Genomic DNA, 15,706 nt, shown 5'->3' on the forward strand with positions numbered 1-15,706 from the left:
AGGAGGTTTCGGTTCTTGCGGCTCCGAAAAAAATAGGGGCCTTCCAAAAAACAGTTTGCCCCCTCCCCGCGTCTAATGAGTGTTCAATCTTGGAAAAGGGGGGCTCCATATGGATGCTGCGGCCTGGGTCCGTGCGGCCCAGCAAGGGGATGACCGGGCTTTTCTTCAACTGATGGACAGCTGCAAGGAGCGTCTCTACCGGATCGCCCTGGCTTACCTGCGCAGCGAAGCGGAGGCACTGGAGGCGGTACAGGAAACCACCTGCCGCGCTTACCAGAACATCCGGAAGCTGAAGCAGCCGGATTACTGGAATACCTGGGTGGTCCGGATTCTGCTGAACGCCTGCGCGGATGAACACCGGAGACGGAAGCGCACTGCCCCGCACCAGGCGGAGCCCGCTGCCGCATTCGATGACCGGAGCAACTCCAGGCTGGACCTTGCGGTGGCCGTGGATAGCCTTCCCCGGGAGCAGAAGGAAATTGTCGTGCTTAAATATTATCAGCAATTCACGCTGTCCGAAATCGCGGGGCTGCTCGAATGTCCCGAGGGGACGGTGAAAACGCGTCTGCATAAGGCGCTTTGCACGCTGCGGGATATCTCACGAAGGGAGGATTGGTGCCATGACTGAGCGGCTGGATCGGTTGGACCTCGAATTGGAAAAGCTATCGGCCTCCGCAGAGACGGAGGCTCTCCCCGAGGTGCCGGCGGCGGCACTGGATGCAGCCATCGCCGCCGGCATGGCGGAGGGCCGGAGGCGGCGGCAGACCTCCCGGCGAAGGAGTTGGTCGCTGGGCACCGCCGCAGCCGCGCTGGTGCTCTTCTTCGGCCTGGTGCGCGTCTCCCCCGCCTTCGCCACCTACCTTGGCGGTCTGCCCGGGATGGGCACCCTGGTCAAGCTGGTGGCCGGTGATTCGGGCTTAACGGATGCCGTACGCCGCGACTTCATCCAGCCCGTCGGGACCGAGGATTCCCATGACGGCATCACCTTCACGGTGGACGGCATCATTGCCGATGAAACCAGGGTCAATGTGTTCTACACCCTTCGCGCCTCCCAACCGTTCGAGCACCTGCTCTTCCGTAAGCTGGAGATACAGGATGCCGATACCGGGAAGGCCGTTCTAGCCAGCTACATGTACAGCTGGCCTTCAGAGACGGCGGTGGACCGGGAGGTCCGCGGCCGGATCGATATCGGCATGTCGGACGGCGTGCCCGTTCCCGAGCGGATGCGCATTACGATCGAGCCTAACCTGCCGGAAGCTCCGTCCGGGGCCTCCTGGTCCGCATCCTTCGGCATCGACAAGGATCGGTTCCGCGACCTGAAGGAGGAGCTCCCCATCCATCAGGTCGTGACCGTGGAGGGCCAGCGCTTCACGGTGGTCCGTGCCGTCATCCATCCGACCCGGATCGGGCTGGAGCTGGAGATGGACCCGTCGAACACCAAGCGTCTGTTCCACTTCAGCGAGCTGACCCTGACGGACGAACGGGGAACGGTCCTGAAGAGCCAAGGAGCCTCCTTGACCTCGGAGTCCAGGCAGATCATCTACTTCGAGAGCAGCTTCTTCCGCAAGCCCAAGCATCTTACGCTTGCCGGCAGCCGCATCATGGCGCTCGATAAGTCGAAGCTTCAATTGAAGCTGGATCTGGAGAACAAGCGTATCGTCGATGCCCCCGACAGCCGCGTGAAGCTGCTCGATGCTTCGCCGTCCGTGAACGGCAAAGGCTCCATCCGCCTCTCCGTCACCGGCAATCCGGAGGACCATTATTTCTACAGCCTCGTAGGAGGCCCCGGCCAGGACGCCGATGGGAAGCCGCTGCGCATTGGAGACCATCGTTCCAGCAATTCCTCCGGCTCCGTCGAATACGAGACTACCTTCGAGGTGGAGGCCGACGGGCCGGTCGTCAACCCGGTCACCTTCGACCTGATGAATTACCCCGCATGGATCGAGGAGCCGTTCTCGGTGAAGCTTAAGTAGACCGGGTAACGGAGTTCTCCAACAAACGAAGCCTCCCGACCACAGATGTGGATGGGAGGCTATCTTTTTTACCCTATGGCTTATTCCTTGTGCCCGTTGCCGTTTCCGTTGCTGCCCGGGTAGCCGTTGTCGGAATGGGAGGTATCCGTCTCCGGTGCGGGAGGGGTCACGGTCACCGAATACGGAACGCTGACCGGTTGAGAGTGGTACGTGGTCACGAACGTGCCGGAAGCCGTATAGCCATCGGTCTTGGTGTTGATGTTCGTGGACACCGCCTGGGTCTGCAGCTCGCCGTTCACCTTGAAGGTCAGGACGAAGTCTACCTTGATGACGCCGCTCACGTCATGGTTGCCCGCCCACAAGCCGGTCACGTCTCGAACCTCCACGTCACTGACAACTGCCTTCGGTGCGGCCGGCACGTTGAAGGCACCTTGTGCCGTCAGACCATCCTGCCCAATGGTGAAGGAAGCCGATTGGCCCGGAGTCAAGCCGGTGAGGGTGCGGACGCTGGTCGCTGTCTTCCCGTTGCTGTACTCTTCCTCCACCTGGTAGGTTACGGTATACGTGCCGGATGCCCAATCGAAGGTGTAGGAGGCCGAAGCCGCATCCACTCTCAGGAAGCGGGGCTTCACCGGGGGGACGAAGGTATAGACGGTGTGGACGCTGTTATCACCATAGGTTGCGTTCAGTGCCTGGGTCTCGGTGCCCAGCACCTGGGCGGTCTGCGCGGTAACGGTCGCCTTCAGCCTGCTGTTGATGTCCGTCCGGGTATAGGCATAGGTGAACAGGTTGCTGGCAGGATCATAGCCCGGCTCTTGCACACCGGAGATGACCGTCTCCTTCAAGACAACCGGCACCGGCGCCGTGCTCACGGTTACCGCTGCCGCACCGTCCTTGTAGGCCGGGTCGCTGGCTTGAACGGCATAGACGTCCTTCGTGCCTTCGACATGTACCGTGATGGCGGACGAAGTGACCTTGCCGTCGTCCCAAACCTTGTTCAAGGTGTAGGAATACGGGAAGGTGTTCGCCGCGCGGTTATAAGTCCCGAAGGATGTGTCCGTCACATGGTATCGGTCGATGTAAGCGACATGCACCTTGCCTGCGGATACCGGACCGGCTACCGTGCTATGGATCTGTCCAGCGGTCTTGCCGTTCTGGTAGACGGTGTAGGCTTCCACGGACAGGTCCAGGTTCCCCTTGTCTCCGGAACCAAGCGGCAGGACGGCCGAGTAGGTGAACAGCTTGTCCGCCACCTTTTTGATCGTGAAGGCGACCTGCGGGTAGTTCACCAGCTTCATCACCAGGACCGGACCGTCAATGACAACAGTGCCGGACAGGCTGACGGAGCTCTCCTTGTTGTAGGTCAGCTCAGCCCGGGTCTCGGACGTTAACACCCCTGTGCCGTAGCCCGTCTGCTTCACGGTACGGGCCGGTTCCACGGCCGTTGCACTGACAACCGCTCCAGCCGCCAAGGCAGAGGTTGCCGATCCTGCCAACAATACGGCGGACAATACACTTGCGCTGACCCATTTGACACTCTTCTTCATGCTGCTATTCCTCCTAGTTATGGTGCCTAAGAGGGCCGGTTACACTAGTGGCTCCATATAACCCAAGTGTCCAGTTAGAGGTTATACTTCATCGCATCCCTTATGTTCGTTATAATGATTATAATTCAGATAGGTCGATCTGAATAGTGCTTTAGACCGATTTGATGTCGAATTTAATAGAAGTTTAGGACTTTAAACTTATATATCGTGACGGAATGGTCCGTGGCGTCCATATGACTATGGATTCTCCGGCGGACTCAACTCCGGAATCGGCACAACCGGGCAGTAGCCAACCCTTTTCCCCTCCGGGAAACCGTAATATAATGGATCCATGCGGCGAAGGACGCCCTTATTCATCCACCGGTGAATAAGGGCGTTTTTATTTGCTCTTAAAAGGGAGGCGAGAAGATGAAGGCTTTTGAAGAAGCGCATGCGGCGTTCGTGCAGCATCATCTGGAGCGGCGATCGGGAGAACGGCGGGATCGGCTGGAACGAGGGCACAGCCATGCGGAGAAGCTGTTCGCGCAGAAGGTCTGGTGGCCGCTGAAGGGCCACTTTGATGGTCTGCATCCCGAGTATGAGGTGCTGGATTGGCGCGGGCGGCCCTATTATGCGGATTATGTATATTCTCCGGGGCAATGGAGCCTGCTCATTGAGATCAAGGGCTACGCGGAACACGTCACCCACATGGACCGGACCAAATACTCCAACGAGTTGAACCGGGAGTGCTTCCTGCAGGGTGCAGGCTTTCATGTAGTCTCGTTCGCCTACGATGACGTAGCCCACCGGCCGGAAGTGGTGTTGTACTTGCTTCGCGTCATCTTGAACCGCTACGAGTCCACCGGCTCCAGGGTGGAACGGGTCTTTTTCGCCGATCAGGAGATCTTCCGCTACGCCGTCTTCCTGGCCCGGCCCATCCGTCCGGTGGACGTATCCGCCCGCTTCTCCATCGACCCTCGGACGGCCGTCGCTCACCTGCGAAGACTTTGCGCCAAAGGATGGCTGCAGCCGGTTCATCGCGGCACGGGACAGCGGACCCTCTACTACGAAATTACCAAGCAGGGGCTGGACAGCGGGCTCTGGTGATGCAGACGACGGTCGGCAGGAGAGGCGGGTTGGCAGCTGTGGGAAATCGTTACGTCGGGGGGCTAGTCAGTTGGTTGCCGGGGAGTCGTCACGTCGGGTACTCGATTGGTTAGTTGCTGGACGGTGCTGGATGGGGCGATACGTCGGGTACTTGGTTGGTTGCTGGGGGAGGCGCTACGTCATTTACAACTAAATGGATTTCTTGTACTTAGATCACCAACGCTGAGCAGCTCGCATGAACGAAGTGGATTTTATGTATTTAGTTCACTCTAAATGGGCGGTATCGACTGGATTTACCCTAACTAGATGCAGTTTTTGTACTTAGTTCATGCGATATTGGGCAAATCGCCCAAACTAACTACTATAAATGCACTTAGTCGAATTACCTGCCACGTGAGACGTCGGCCAATGGGGAGCTCTCACCTTTTCGGGGGACTTCAGCGGGTACTCGCCCTTCAGCAGACACTCGGCCTTCCGGCCACCGTTCCACTTCCAGCCGTCGTTCCGCCTTCCGGCCACCGTTCCACTTTTCGCCGTCGTTCCGCCATCCGGCCGCCCCCCTTCCGGCGGAGGCCAGCGCAAAAAGCGCAGCGCGGAAGCAACCTTCCGCAACTGCGCTCTCGTTTTTTTCACCAGCCGAAATCGAGGGTCTTGCCCGTCTCGGCGTAGGTCTTGATGTTGCTCAGGATCATCGGCCAATGCTCTTGCGTGTTGGCGTAGGACGGATGCCCCTCTGCCCACTTGTCGTTCACCAGGACCAGCTTGGTGCAGCCGCCGACGGGGTCCAGGGTGAAGGTCACCCGGGTCTCCAGCTCCTCGTGGTTGCTGTAATACGATGGCCCCGGATGCTCCAAGTAGCTGAACACGCGCCCCGGCTCCACCTCCAGCAGCTTGCCGTACACATGCACCGTCTCGTCCCCGTCGTTGCCCGGACCCACATAGGCCAGATCATCCCCGGCCTTCATCCCGGATCGAATGGTGCAGCCGAAGAACACGGCCCGTACTCCCTCGTCCGACACCAGCACGTCCCACACCTGCTCCGGCGTTGCGCCGATATATAACGTATACACCAAATCCATCTTATTCCCTCCGTCTATCGAACGTTGGAAGACCCTATTCCGGTCTTCTTAATCACTATAACTCTTATCTTCGAATTCGTATTGTAAAAATGCGACCGACCCCCGAAACGAACATTCTGAGGGTCCTTTTGGAGGTTTTGACGGTGCTCCGCCGATTGTTCCGCCCCATCCGGTCCGGTATAGTGAAGATTGGGGGAGTATCTCTAACGCTTCCCTCCTGATCGACGCCACCCGGGGGGTAGACCTATGAAAAGAGACAAGATCCGGTTCCGCAGACGCAGCGTCGCCATGACGTGGCTGCTCTCCTATATCCTCGTGCTGTTCGTGCCCATCGCCATCAATCTGGCCGTCTACTGGCAGACGGAGAAGACGGTGGAGAACCAGATCAAGCGGGGCAACGACACCCTGCTCCTGCAGATGCAGGAAGCTGTCGACAACGAGGTGTCCGGCATCCGCAGGCTCGTCTCCCAGATCTACGCCAACGAGAAGGTGCAGAATCTCTTCTATTCCAACAAAGCCAACCGGGGCGACTACCGGTTCGACCTGTACGAGATCCTCCAGGATCTGAAGGGCATCCGATCCGCGTATTCCATGTACGAGGAGTTCTACATCTACTGGTCGGACGGAGGGCGGGTCATCATGCCCACCGTGTACAAGCCCGCCGATGAGGCTTATGCGGACCTGTACCAGGGAGGCAATCTGTCCTTCACCCAGTGGCTGGGCAAGGTGAACAGCATCAACCGCCGCGAGTTCATCCTGACCAGCCGCCGGACGGAGGAAGGTGCCCTCCGGGAGTACGCCACCTACATCAGCTCCTTCCCGGCGGACAGCAACGACCAGCCGGCCGGCTCCATCGTCATCATGCTGAACGCCGAGCAGCTCTTGAAGATCATCGGCAACGTCCGCCTCTTCAACAGCGGCAGCGTCTTCATCATCAACGAGCGCAACGAGGTCCTGACCTCCACGCTGAAGGACGAGAAGGACCTGTCTCCCTTGGGGCCGCTTCCCGATAGTCAGGGCAACAAAGCCGTGGTCTACCGGGGAGAGCCGTCCCACATCTATTACGTCAAATCCACCAATTCCGAGCTGACCTACGCCACCATCGTGCCCGACCGGGTGGTATGGAAGGAATCCCAATACGTCCGGAAGCTGACCTATTCCAGCATCGCCTTCAGTCTGACGGGCGGCATCCTGCTGACCTATGTGTTCCTCCGCCGCAACTACCAGCCCTTGGGCCGCCTGATCCAGACCTTCTCCCAGAAGGTCAACGGCGTTGCTTATAAGGAGGCGAACGAATTCGCCTACATCGAAGAGGTGCTGGCCAAGACGCTCGACGAGAAGGACCAGGCCAGCCTGCGCATGAAGCAGCAGACGAACCAGCTGCGGGGGAACTTTATCTCCCGCCTGCTGAAGGGCCGCATCGAAGCCTCCATTCCGCAGGAGGAGGCGCGGGCTGCGTTTCAGCTGCATTTTGAATCGGAGGAATTCTGCGTCCTCCTGCTCTATCTCGAGGAGAATGAAGCCTTCTTCGAGCGGATCGGCGGCCTGCCCGTTCCCGATCGGCTGAAGCTGCTCGAATTCATCGTGACCAACGTGGTGGAGGAAGTGTTGAACCGCTCCCATCACGGCTATATGGCGGAGGTCGACGATATGATGGCCTGCCTCATCAATCTGGCTCCCGGCCCGAAGGACCGGGCGCTGGCGGACATCCGGGCCGCGGCGGAGGAAGCCGTTCAATTCCTTAAGCGCCAATACGCCATCGGCGTCACCGTAGCCTTAAGCGGCGTGCACACGGCAACGTCCGGCATCCCCGAGGCTTACAAGGAATCGCTGGACGTGATGGAATACAAGCTGGTCATGGGCCGGCGCGACATCATGGCCTATGGGGAGATGCAGAAGGAGCAGGCGGACCCGGTGCAGAGCGGCTACTATTACCCGCTGCAGGTGGAGCAGCATCTGATGAACGTCGTGAAGGCGGGAGATCTGGTTGCCGCCCAGGGCATTCTGAACGACATCTTGAGTCGGAACATGAACGAGGCCGCGCTGACCGTCGAGCAGATGAAATGCCTCATGTTCGACCTGATCAGCACGCTGATGAAGACCGTCCAGGAGCTGGGCGAGACCAACGCCGAATTCCTGCAGCAGGTGCACCGGGCCTTCGAGCGCTTGACCGGCATGAAGACCGTCAAGGAAATGCACCACGAGATGCTGTCCATGCTGGAGGAGGTGTGCGCTTACACCGCCGCCCGCCAGGAATCCATGAAGCGCAAGTGGAAGAGCGAGGAGCAGGACGGCTTCATCCGGTCCGTCGCCCACTATATCGAAGACCATTACCGGGACGTGAACCTGAACATCACCATGATCGGCGAAGCCTTCGGCATGAAGCCCACCTACCTGTCCAAGCTGTTCAAGGACCATACCGGGGAAGGGCTGCTTGATACCATCAACAAGATGCGCATCCATAAGGCCAAGCAGCTCCTGAAGGAGGAAAAGCTTACGGTAGCCGAGGTGATGGGCCTCTGCGGCTTCAACGACCTGAACACCTTCTCCCGCTCCTTCAAGAAATGGGAGGGCGTCACGCCCGGGCAATATAAGAATATCTCGCAGCCTTGAGAAAAAATGAAGCCCGTATTGGCGATTTTGACGGGTCGGGGGCCTTGAAGTGAGGGGTGTTTTGGAGGTTTTGAGGCTGGAACGGCGGAACCGGCGCCGCCATACTGGGGACGTACCCCCCAAGCAGGGAGCTACAAAGGGAGTCATCATCCCACATCACAGTAGGAGGTCGTATCAGTATGAAGAAATCGGCAAACCGGTACCCGGCCCTCGTCTTATCGGTATGCGTAACGGGCGGCATGGCGCTGGCAGGCTGCTCGGACAAGAACGAGCCGTCCGCCTCTCCCGCCGCTTCCGCTCCGGCTGCATCCGCCGGCGCAGCGGCATCCCCGGGTGGCAGCACCTATCCGCTGAAGTCGGACGCCGTCGTCACCCGCTGGCTGGACTCGGCCCAATTCTCCACCCAATTGGCCGTCAAGCCCAAGATGGAGGAATTCCCCTTCGTCCAGGAGCTGGAGAAGCGCACCGGCGTCAAAGAGAAATATGTACTGCCGGCCGTCAACCAAGCGAAGGAGCAGCTGAACATCATGTTCGCCTCCGGCGAATACACGGACATCATCGAATGGAACTTCCTCGGCTACCCCGGCGGACCGGAGAAGGCCATCAAGGACGGCAACATTCTGAAGCTGAACGACCTGATCGACAAGTATGCCCCCAACCTGAAGAAATACCTGAAGGAGCACCCGGACGTCGACAAGCAGATCAAGACCGACAACGGCACCTATTACGGCTTCCCCTTCATCCGCGGCGACGACTTCCTGAAGACCTACGGCGGCCCCATCGTGCGCAAGGACTGGCTGGATGAGCTGGGCTTGCCGGTTCCGACCACCATGGACGAATGGTATACCATGCTGAAGGCCTTCAAGGAGAAGAAGGGCGCCACCGCTCCCTTGACCTTCGTCAGCACCCCGCGCCTGTTCAGCGACCTGCAGTTCGGAGCCTTCTACGGCGCCTTCGGCGTCAAGCGCGACTTCTACATGGAGAACAATAAGGTGAAGTTCGGACCGATGGAGCCCGGCTTCAAGGACTTCCTGTCCACCATGCGCAAGTGGTATGCCGAAGGGATCATCGATCCGGACATCGCCACCGTCGACGCCAAGATCCGCGATGCCAACATGACCTCCGGCAAGTCCGGCGCCACCTATGCGCTGGCCGGCGGCGGCATCGGCAAGTGGCTCACCGCCATGAAGGAGAAGGATCCCAAGTACAACGTGGTCGGCGCTCCCTACCCGGTGCTGAAGAAGGGCGATACGCCGAAGTTCGGCCAGAAGGACTATTCCGCTCCCCAAGGCGGCAACTTCGCCATCTCGCCGAAGGCCAAAAATCCGGAGCTCCTCGTCAAGGCGCTGGACTACGGCTACAGCGAGGAAGGCCGCCTCTTCTACAATTTCGGCATCGAGGGCGTCAGCTACACCATGGTGAACGGCTACCCGACCTATTCCGATATGATCAAGAAGGATTATGCCACCAACCTGACCCTGTATACCCGCGCCACCGGCGGTCCGACCATCCAGGACAAGCGCTACTATGAGCAGTACGCCGCCTTGCCGCAGCAGCAGGAGGCCGTCAAGACCTGGATGAAGACCGACGTGGATAAATACCAGCTGCCTCCGATCTCTCCGACTCCGGAGGAATCCACCGAATTCGCCAAGATCATCAACGAAGCCAATACCCTGGTGGATGAATTCACGGTCAAGGTCCTGCTCGGCACCGAGTCCGTCGATTCCTACGACAAGTTCCGCGAGAAGCTGAAGTCCCTGAAGATCGACCGTGCCGTCGAGATTCAGCAGGCGGCCTTGGACCGTTACAATAAGCGGTAATCCCGCATACGAGAAGAATAAGGGGAGATTCGAGGAAGATACGGTCTCCCCTCTTCTTGTCATGCCCAAAAACGGAGGGTGAAAGGAGAGAACCCGGATGAATACTGTGCTCCGGTCCATGAAGCTGCAGCTGCTTCGCAAGGACTGGCACCGCAACAAGCTGCTCTACGCCATGATGATTCCCGCGGTGGTCTACTACGCCGTCTTCCATTACGCTCCGATGTACGGAGCCATCATCGCCTTTAAGGAATATTCGCCGGCCCAAGGCATCTGGGGCAGCGAATGGGTCGGTTTGGCCAACTTCAGGGATTTCTTTGAAGGGCTCTATTTTGGCCGCATCCTGAAGAATACGCTCTTGATCAGCGCCATGACCATTCTATTCGAATTCCCTGCGCCGATTCTGCTGGCGCTTCTCATGAACGAGCTGCGCAACCACACCTTCAAGCGGATCGTGCAGTCCGTGACCTATATGCCTTACTTCATCTCGCTGATCGTCATCTGCGGGATCGTGAAGGATTTCACCAGCAGCGGCGGCATTATCGCCAGCCTCCTGACCCACTTCGGCGGGGACGGCAAAACCATGCTGCAGAACCCGGACTACTTCCGCCCCATCTACATCGTCTCCGAGATCTGGCAGCGCTTCGGCTGGGAATCCATCATCTACATGGCGGCTCTGGCCGGAATCGACCAGGAGCAGTACGAAGCGGCCCGCATGGACGGCGCCGGACGCTGGCGGCAGATGGCGAGCATCACGCTGCCCGGGATTATGCCCACCGTCACCATCATGCTGATCCTGCGGCTGGGCAACCTCTTGAACGTCGGCTTCGAGAAGATCATCCTGCTCTATAACTCTTCCATCTATGAGACGGCGGACGTCATCTCGTCCTATGTGTACCGGATCGGTCTGATGGAGTTCAACTGGAGCTTCAGCTCCGCCGTCGGACTGTTCAATTCCGTCATCAACCTGATTCTCCTGATCTCCGCCAACTACATCAGCCGCAGGGTCAGTGAGAACAGTCTATGGTAAAGGAGGTTCCCCTATCATGAGCCACACATCCCTGGGAGACCGGATCACAGGCGTTCTGATCAACGTGTTCATGGGATTCCTCATTCTTATCACGGCCTACCCGCTGCTCTATGTGGCGCTGGCCTCCGTCAGCAACGGGGCGGATCTGATGGCGCACAGCGGGCTTTTGCTCCGGTCGTACGGCTTCCATCTGGATGCTTACGTGAAGGTGTTCCATAATCCGAACATTCTGAAGGGCTACGGCAATACCATCCTCATCGTGGCGTTGAGCCTCTTGGTCAATATGAGCGTTACGTCGATGACCGCCTACGTCCTCTCGCGCAAGCAGGTGATGTGGAACAACGTCTTCATGTTCCTGATCGTATTCACCATGTTCTTCGGCGGAGGCCTTATCCCTTTCTACCTGATCGTGAAGGGCACCGGACTGATGAATTCCCTCTGGGCGGTCATCCTGCCCTTCACTATCAACACCTTCAACCTGATCATCATGCGCACGTCCTTCATGGCGGTGCCCGACAGCCTGGAGGAATCCGCTAAGATCGACGGAGCCAACCATCTCACCATCTTCACGAGAATCGTCCTGCCCCTGTCCCTGCCGGTCATCGCGGTTATGTGCCTCTACTACGCCGTCGAAAAGTGGAACGGCTGGTTCTACGCCTCCCTGTTCCTGAAGGACCGGGACCTGTTCCCGCTCCAGCTGATCCTGCGGGAGATTCTCATCTCCAATTCCACCGATCTGATGCTGGGCTCCACCCAGGTGGACCAGGCCATGCAAGTCAGTGAAACCATCCAATACTCCACCATCGTGGTGGCCACGCTTCCGATCCTGTGCATCTATCCTTTTGTGCAGAAGTATTTTGTCAAAGGGGTCATGGTCGGCGCGTTGAAGGGCTAGATAGAGAAGGAGGCGTTCGGATTGAACCCGGAGAGACTGATTTACACCTTTGTCAGCTATGCATCGCATTATGATACGGATTGGGCCAAGGGCACGCCGATGGAAGGCGTGGACCGGACGGCCCGCATCGCCCACAAGCACGGCATCCCGGTCACCTGGATCGTCAACGGAGGCTCCGTGCCGGTTCTGGCGGATCGGATTCGGGAGTGGCATGACGCTTACGGCGACGACGTGATCCTGCAGACCCCCTTCTTCATCGAGGACTGCGGGGCGTCGAAGATCAAGTTCAAGGAAGCGCTGGAACGGGATTGGCAGAGCATTCGGGAGGCCTTCCCCTGGGCCCGGACCAAGATCGCCGCGCGGGGCAAAATTTACAATGAAGTCATCGAGGCGCTCGAGGAGCTGGACTTCCAGGGCATGTGGGGCTACTGCTGGGAGCAGGTCTGGTGGGACGGCATCTCCCACCGGGGTATCCCCTGGGGGTCCTGGTACGTGGACGGCAGCCGCTACAAGGCTCCCCATCCCGGCAAGGGCCAGGTGGTCGCCTGCGAGTGGACGGCCCGGGATCTGAACCTGAGCTTCCATGCCGGCAGCCCCGTGCTCTACTCTACCGACCCCAACGACGTCCTGCGCGCCGGCTTATGCACGGGGGAGAACATCGAGTATTGGAAACGGATGTTCGACGTTTATCTGGAGAATACGGCGCATAACGGCCAGGTGTTCTTCCTCCAGCAGCAGGAGGCCCATGAGATGGAATACACGGACCGGTTCCGGGTGTTCCCGGCGTCCCACGTGGACGAATGCGAGGGGATGCTGGACCGGTTCTTCGAATATGTCAGCGGCAGCGGGGCGATGCTCACCACGCTGCCCCAGGCAGTGGAGCTGTACCACGAGGCCTATCCTGCCGTGACGGCTCCGGCTTATATGCTGACGCGGGATACCGGCATCCGGCCGGAGATCAACGCGTACACCATGACCTTGGGCGGCACGGGAGCCGGACCATGGCCGGATACGTTCTTTTACTACGACCGGGATTGCCAGATGGTCTTCGTCGACGGGGAGAACAAGCCCCGCCAGCTGCGCAGCTACGTGGGCAAGGGGGACATGAACGAGGAGTTCCTGGAGCCCGTTCCCGCCGTTTACGTCACCCGGTACGAGAAATCGCCGGAACGGATCCAGGTGGTCTATGAGATCGGCCACTGGACGCCCGGCCCCTTCGGCCTGGCCTACTGGGACGATCTGTCGGGCTATGAGCTGGAGTCCTGCGAGGGCGCAGGGGAAGTCAAGCGGATCGGGGACCGGCTGATGTTCATGCGCTTCGATCTGACTGGCGGGAGGACGAAGGTGACGCTGACCCTGCGGGGGACGCAGTCCGCGGAGTAAGGCGGTTTCAGAGTCCCGATGAGGGAAATAAACGAACGGCATGCTGAAGACGGATGGAGTCTCGGCATGCCGTTCGTTTATTCACCAGCCGGACCGTTCCTTCAGGGACACGATCTGGGCCAGGTGATGCCTGCCATGCCAGGCGAACCGCTGCAGCGCCGTGTCCAGGGTCATGAGCCCGTGGGTGGGGCTGATGAAGGTCCGGCTGTAGTCGGCAGGGTCCAGGGCGGCCAGGAGTATCACGAACCGGCTGTACAAGGCCTCCAGCAAGGCGATGGAGATCTCCGCCGGAGCCAGGCGGTAATCCTCCATTGCCGCCCATGCCTCCTCCCGGTACGTGCCGGCGGTCGGATTCTCCTCCGTCAGCGCCCGCTTGAACCGAAGGCAGGCGTTCATGTCATTGTCCGCCAGGTGGTGCACCACCTGCTGGACCGTCCAGCCTCCGGGCCGGTACGGGGTGTGGCGCTGCTCCGGCGTCAGCGGCAGAACCGCAGCCCGCAGTTCGTCCGGCAAGCGGCGGATCTCCTCGATGGTGCGCTTGCGAAGCTCAGCAGTCGGTGACGGATCCGCCTCGAACCGGCCGATGGGATAACGAAGAGCGTCGTTCATAAGGTGACCTCCTTGAACTACATTGGGTTGGGGGGGCGGTCGGTGCGGCCCGGGGCCTGTGGCCTTCGCCGATTAAGGCGGCTGGGCGCCTTATTTCCCCGCTTGGTGCAGCGGCGGCGGAGTTAAGGCGGTGTGGCGCCTTATCTTGGCGGCCTTCAGCCCGGTGCCCGGCCCCTCCGCCGATTAAGGCGGCTCGCCGCCCTATTTCCCCGCTTGGTGCAGCGGCGGGGGAGTTAAGGCGGTGTGGCGCCTTATCTTGGCGGCCTTCGGCCCGGTGCCCGCGACCTTCGCCATTTAAGGCGGCTGGACGCCTTATTCCCCCGCTCGTCCCCCTACTCCATCTTCCAGTACTCTTGCGTGATGCTATACAGATGGTGATGCTCCCACACGCCGTTGATCTTCAAGTAATACTCCGCGAAGCCTTCATAGCGGAAGCCGGCCTTCTCCAGCACCCGCTTGGAGCCCTCATTCCGGGGCATGACGGCGGCCTGGACCCGGTGAAGCCCCGCATGCCCGAAAGCGAACCCCACCGCCAGCCGCACCGCCTCCGTCATCAGACCCCTACCGTTATGCCGCTGATCCAGAAAATACCCCATGGTGCAGCTCTCCCAAGCCCCGCGCACCACGTTGCTCAGATTGACCCGGCCGATCAGCCGGTCGTCCTCCTGCAGGAAGATCCCGAAGCCGTAGGCGGCATCCTGCCTCCAGCTGACCCGGACCTTCTCCAGAACCTCCAGCTGCCCTTCCGTGGTAAAGTGCGAGTCCGAGGCCGCCGGCTCGAAGGGCTGCAGGAATTCCCGGTTGCTCAGCCGCAGGTTCAGAAGGGCGTCCACATCCCCCAGCTCCAGCCCCCGGATATAGACCCGCTCCGCATTCAGTCGCATCGTGCACCTCCACTTCCGTCTCTATAGACCCGCTCCGCATTCAGTCGCATCGTGCACCTCCGCTTCCGTCTCTATAGACCCGCTCCGCATTCAGTCGCATCGCACACCTCCGCTTCCGCTGCCGTCTCCGGCGGGCACGTGAAGCCGGCTCATCAGGAGGGTGCTGTAGAATTTGCCGTCGGACAAGAGCCGGTCGTCCCGGAGGAGCCCCTCGGTTTCAAACCCCAGGCTCCGGTACAGCCGGATGGCCTTGTCATTGGTCTCCAATACGCTCAGGGACATCTTGCGGATGCCGCTGCGGTCCGCCCAGGCGATGGAGGCCTGGAGAAGATTTTTGCCGATGCCATGGCCCCAATGCGCCTTCGCCACGCCCACGCCGAACTCCACCTTATGGGAGAATCTCCGCAGATACACCCCCTCGCACCTGCAAAATCCGGCGAGCCCCCGACCCGTCTCGGCCACCAGGAACAAGTTCCTCGGCAGCTCCGAATCCCGGCGGATCAGCTGCCTGAATCCGGCGGCATCGATATAGGCCTCGCCCGGCTCCCGGTCCATATTCTCGGTCTCCCCGTCGATCACAAGTCTCAGCTCCGACAATGCCTCGGCATCCGTCTCCACCGCAGACCGGACCGTATAGCTTCCTTCCTCGCTCTCAAACACTTGCTCCCGAATGATCATGATCGGCTCCGTTTTTATGCAGGATCAGGCTTTAAAAAACAACTATAACCAAACTCTACCGCCCCAAACCGGTGCAATTCTCATTGACCGCAGGTAAAATAAAGCAATGCAA

The 15,706-nt window shown here is 59.7% G+C and carries 13 protein-coding genes and 1 riboswitch; of the genes, 8 read left to right on the forward strand and 5 right to left on the reverse strand.

From position 1 onward, the window contains the following. Positions 1–109 precede the first annotated feature (109 nt). The gene (locus ACSEXW_RS16650; RefSeq protein ID WP_438447295.1) at positions 110–628 is read left to right on the forward strand and encodes a sigma-70 family RNA polymerase sigma factor; all 519 of its coding nucleotides are present in this window, start codon (positions 110–112) and stop codon (positions 626–628) included. Further along, a complete protein-coding gene (locus ACSEXW_RS16655) occupies positions 621–1,973 on the forward strand; it encodes a DUF4179 domain-containing protein (RefSeq protein ID WP_438447296.1) in 1,353 nt (450 codons plus the stop codon). The genes ACSEXW_RS16650 and ACSEXW_RS16655 overlap by 8 nt, the downstream gene beginning before the upstream one ends. An 80-nt stretch (positions 1,974–2,053) precedes the next feature. Here the strand turns inward: ACSEXW_RS16655 and ACSEXW_RS16660 are convergent, their stop codons facing one another. Then, positions 2,054–3,520: a hypothetical protein gene (locus ACSEXW_RS16660; protein WP_438447297.1), complete on the reverse strand. Its 1,467-nt coding sequence runs from the start codon at positions 3,518–3,520 to the stop codon at positions 2,054–2,056. Positions 3,521–3,544: 24 nt separating this feature from the next. Further along, positions 3,545–3,628, reverse strand: a riboswitch (cyclic di-GMP riboswitch). Between the two features lie 300 nt (positions 3,629–3,928). Between ACSEXW_RS16660 and ACSEXW_RS16665 the strand changes: the two genes are divergently transcribed. Continuing rightward, the gene (locus ACSEXW_RS16665; RefSeq protein WP_438447298.1) at positions 3,929–4,606 is read left to right on the forward strand and encodes a hypothetical protein; all 678 of its coding nucleotides are present in this window, start codon (positions 3,929–3,931) and stop codon (positions 4,604–4,606) included. 629 nt (positions 4,607–5,235) lie between these two features. Here the strand turns inward: ACSEXW_RS16665 and ACSEXW_RS16670 are convergent. Beyond that, positions 5,236–5,685: an SRPBCC family protein gene (locus tag ACSEXW_RS16670; RefSeq protein ID WP_438447299.1), complete on the reverse strand. Its 450-nt coding sequence runs from the start codon at positions 5,683–5,685 to the stop codon at positions 5,236–5,238. Positions 5,686–5,931: 246 nt separating this feature from the next. Between ACSEXW_RS16670 and ACSEXW_RS16675 the strand changes: the two genes are divergently transcribed. From ACSEXW_RS16675 to ACSEXW_RS16695, 5 genes are all read left to right on the forward strand, one after another. Further along, entirely contained in the window at positions 5,932–8,298 is a 2,367-nt protein-coding gene (locus ACSEXW_RS16675; RefSeq protein WP_438447300.1) for an AraC family transcriptional regulator, read from the forward strand. Between the two features lie 179 nt (positions 8,299–8,477). Continuing rightward, complete coding sequence (locus ACSEXW_RS16680; RefSeq protein ID WP_438447301.1) at positions 8,478–10,118, forward strand: type 2 periplasmic-binding domain-containing protein; 1,641 nt, start codon at positions 8,478–8,480, stop codon at positions 10,116–10,118. Positions 10,119–10,215: 97 nt separating this feature from the next. Further along, positions 10,216–11,145: an ABC transporter permease gene (locus ACSEXW_RS16685; RefSeq protein WP_438447302.1), complete on the forward strand. Its 930-nt coding sequence runs from the start codon at positions 10,216–10,218 to the stop codon at positions 11,143–11,145. 16 nt (positions 11,146–11,161) lie between these two features. Next, positions 11,162–12,040, forward strand: a complete 879-nt coding sequence (locus tag ACSEXW_RS16690) for a carbohydrate ABC transporter permease (protein ID WP_438447303.1) — start codon at positions 11,162–11,164, stop codon at positions 12,038–12,040. A 21-nt stretch (positions 12,041–12,061) separates the two neighbouring features. Then, positions 12,062–13,423, forward strand: a complete 1,362-nt coding sequence (locus tag ACSEXW_RS16695; RefSeq protein ID WP_438447304.1) for a hypothetical protein — start codon at positions 12,062–12,064, stop codon at positions 13,421–13,423. A gap of 81 nt (positions 13,424–13,504) precedes the next feature. On the opposite strand, the gene ACSEXW_RS16700 is transcribed toward ACSEXW_RS16695, so the two are convergent. From ACSEXW_RS16700 to ACSEXW_RS16710, 3 genes are all read right to left on the reverse strand, one after another. Then, complete coding sequence (locus tag ACSEXW_RS16700) at positions 13,505–14,032, reverse strand: YfiT family bacillithiol transferase (RefSeq protein ID WP_438447305.1); 528 nt, start codon at positions 14,030–14,032, stop codon at positions 13,505–13,507. 332 nt (positions 14,033–14,364) lie between these two features. Next, on the reverse strand, positions 14,365–14,916 hold the full coding sequence (locus tag ACSEXW_RS16705; RefSeq protein ID WP_438447306.1) for a GNAT family N-acetyltransferase: 552 nt from the start codon (positions 14,914–14,916) through the stop codon (positions 14,365–14,367). A gap of 90 nt (positions 14,917–15,006) precedes the next feature. Continuing rightward, the gene (locus tag ACSEXW_RS16710) at positions 15,007–15,594 is read right to left on the reverse strand and encodes a GNAT family N-acetyltransferase (protein WP_438447307.1); all 588 of its coding nucleotides are present in this window, start codon (positions 15,592–15,594) and stop codon (positions 15,007–15,009) included. Positions 15,595–15,706 lie beyond the last annotated feature (112 nt).

This window comes from Oryzibacillus soli (assembly GCF_051594765.1).
Taxonomy (GTDB): Bacteria; Bacillota; Bacilli; order Paenibacillales; family NBRC-103111; genus Paenibacillus_AR.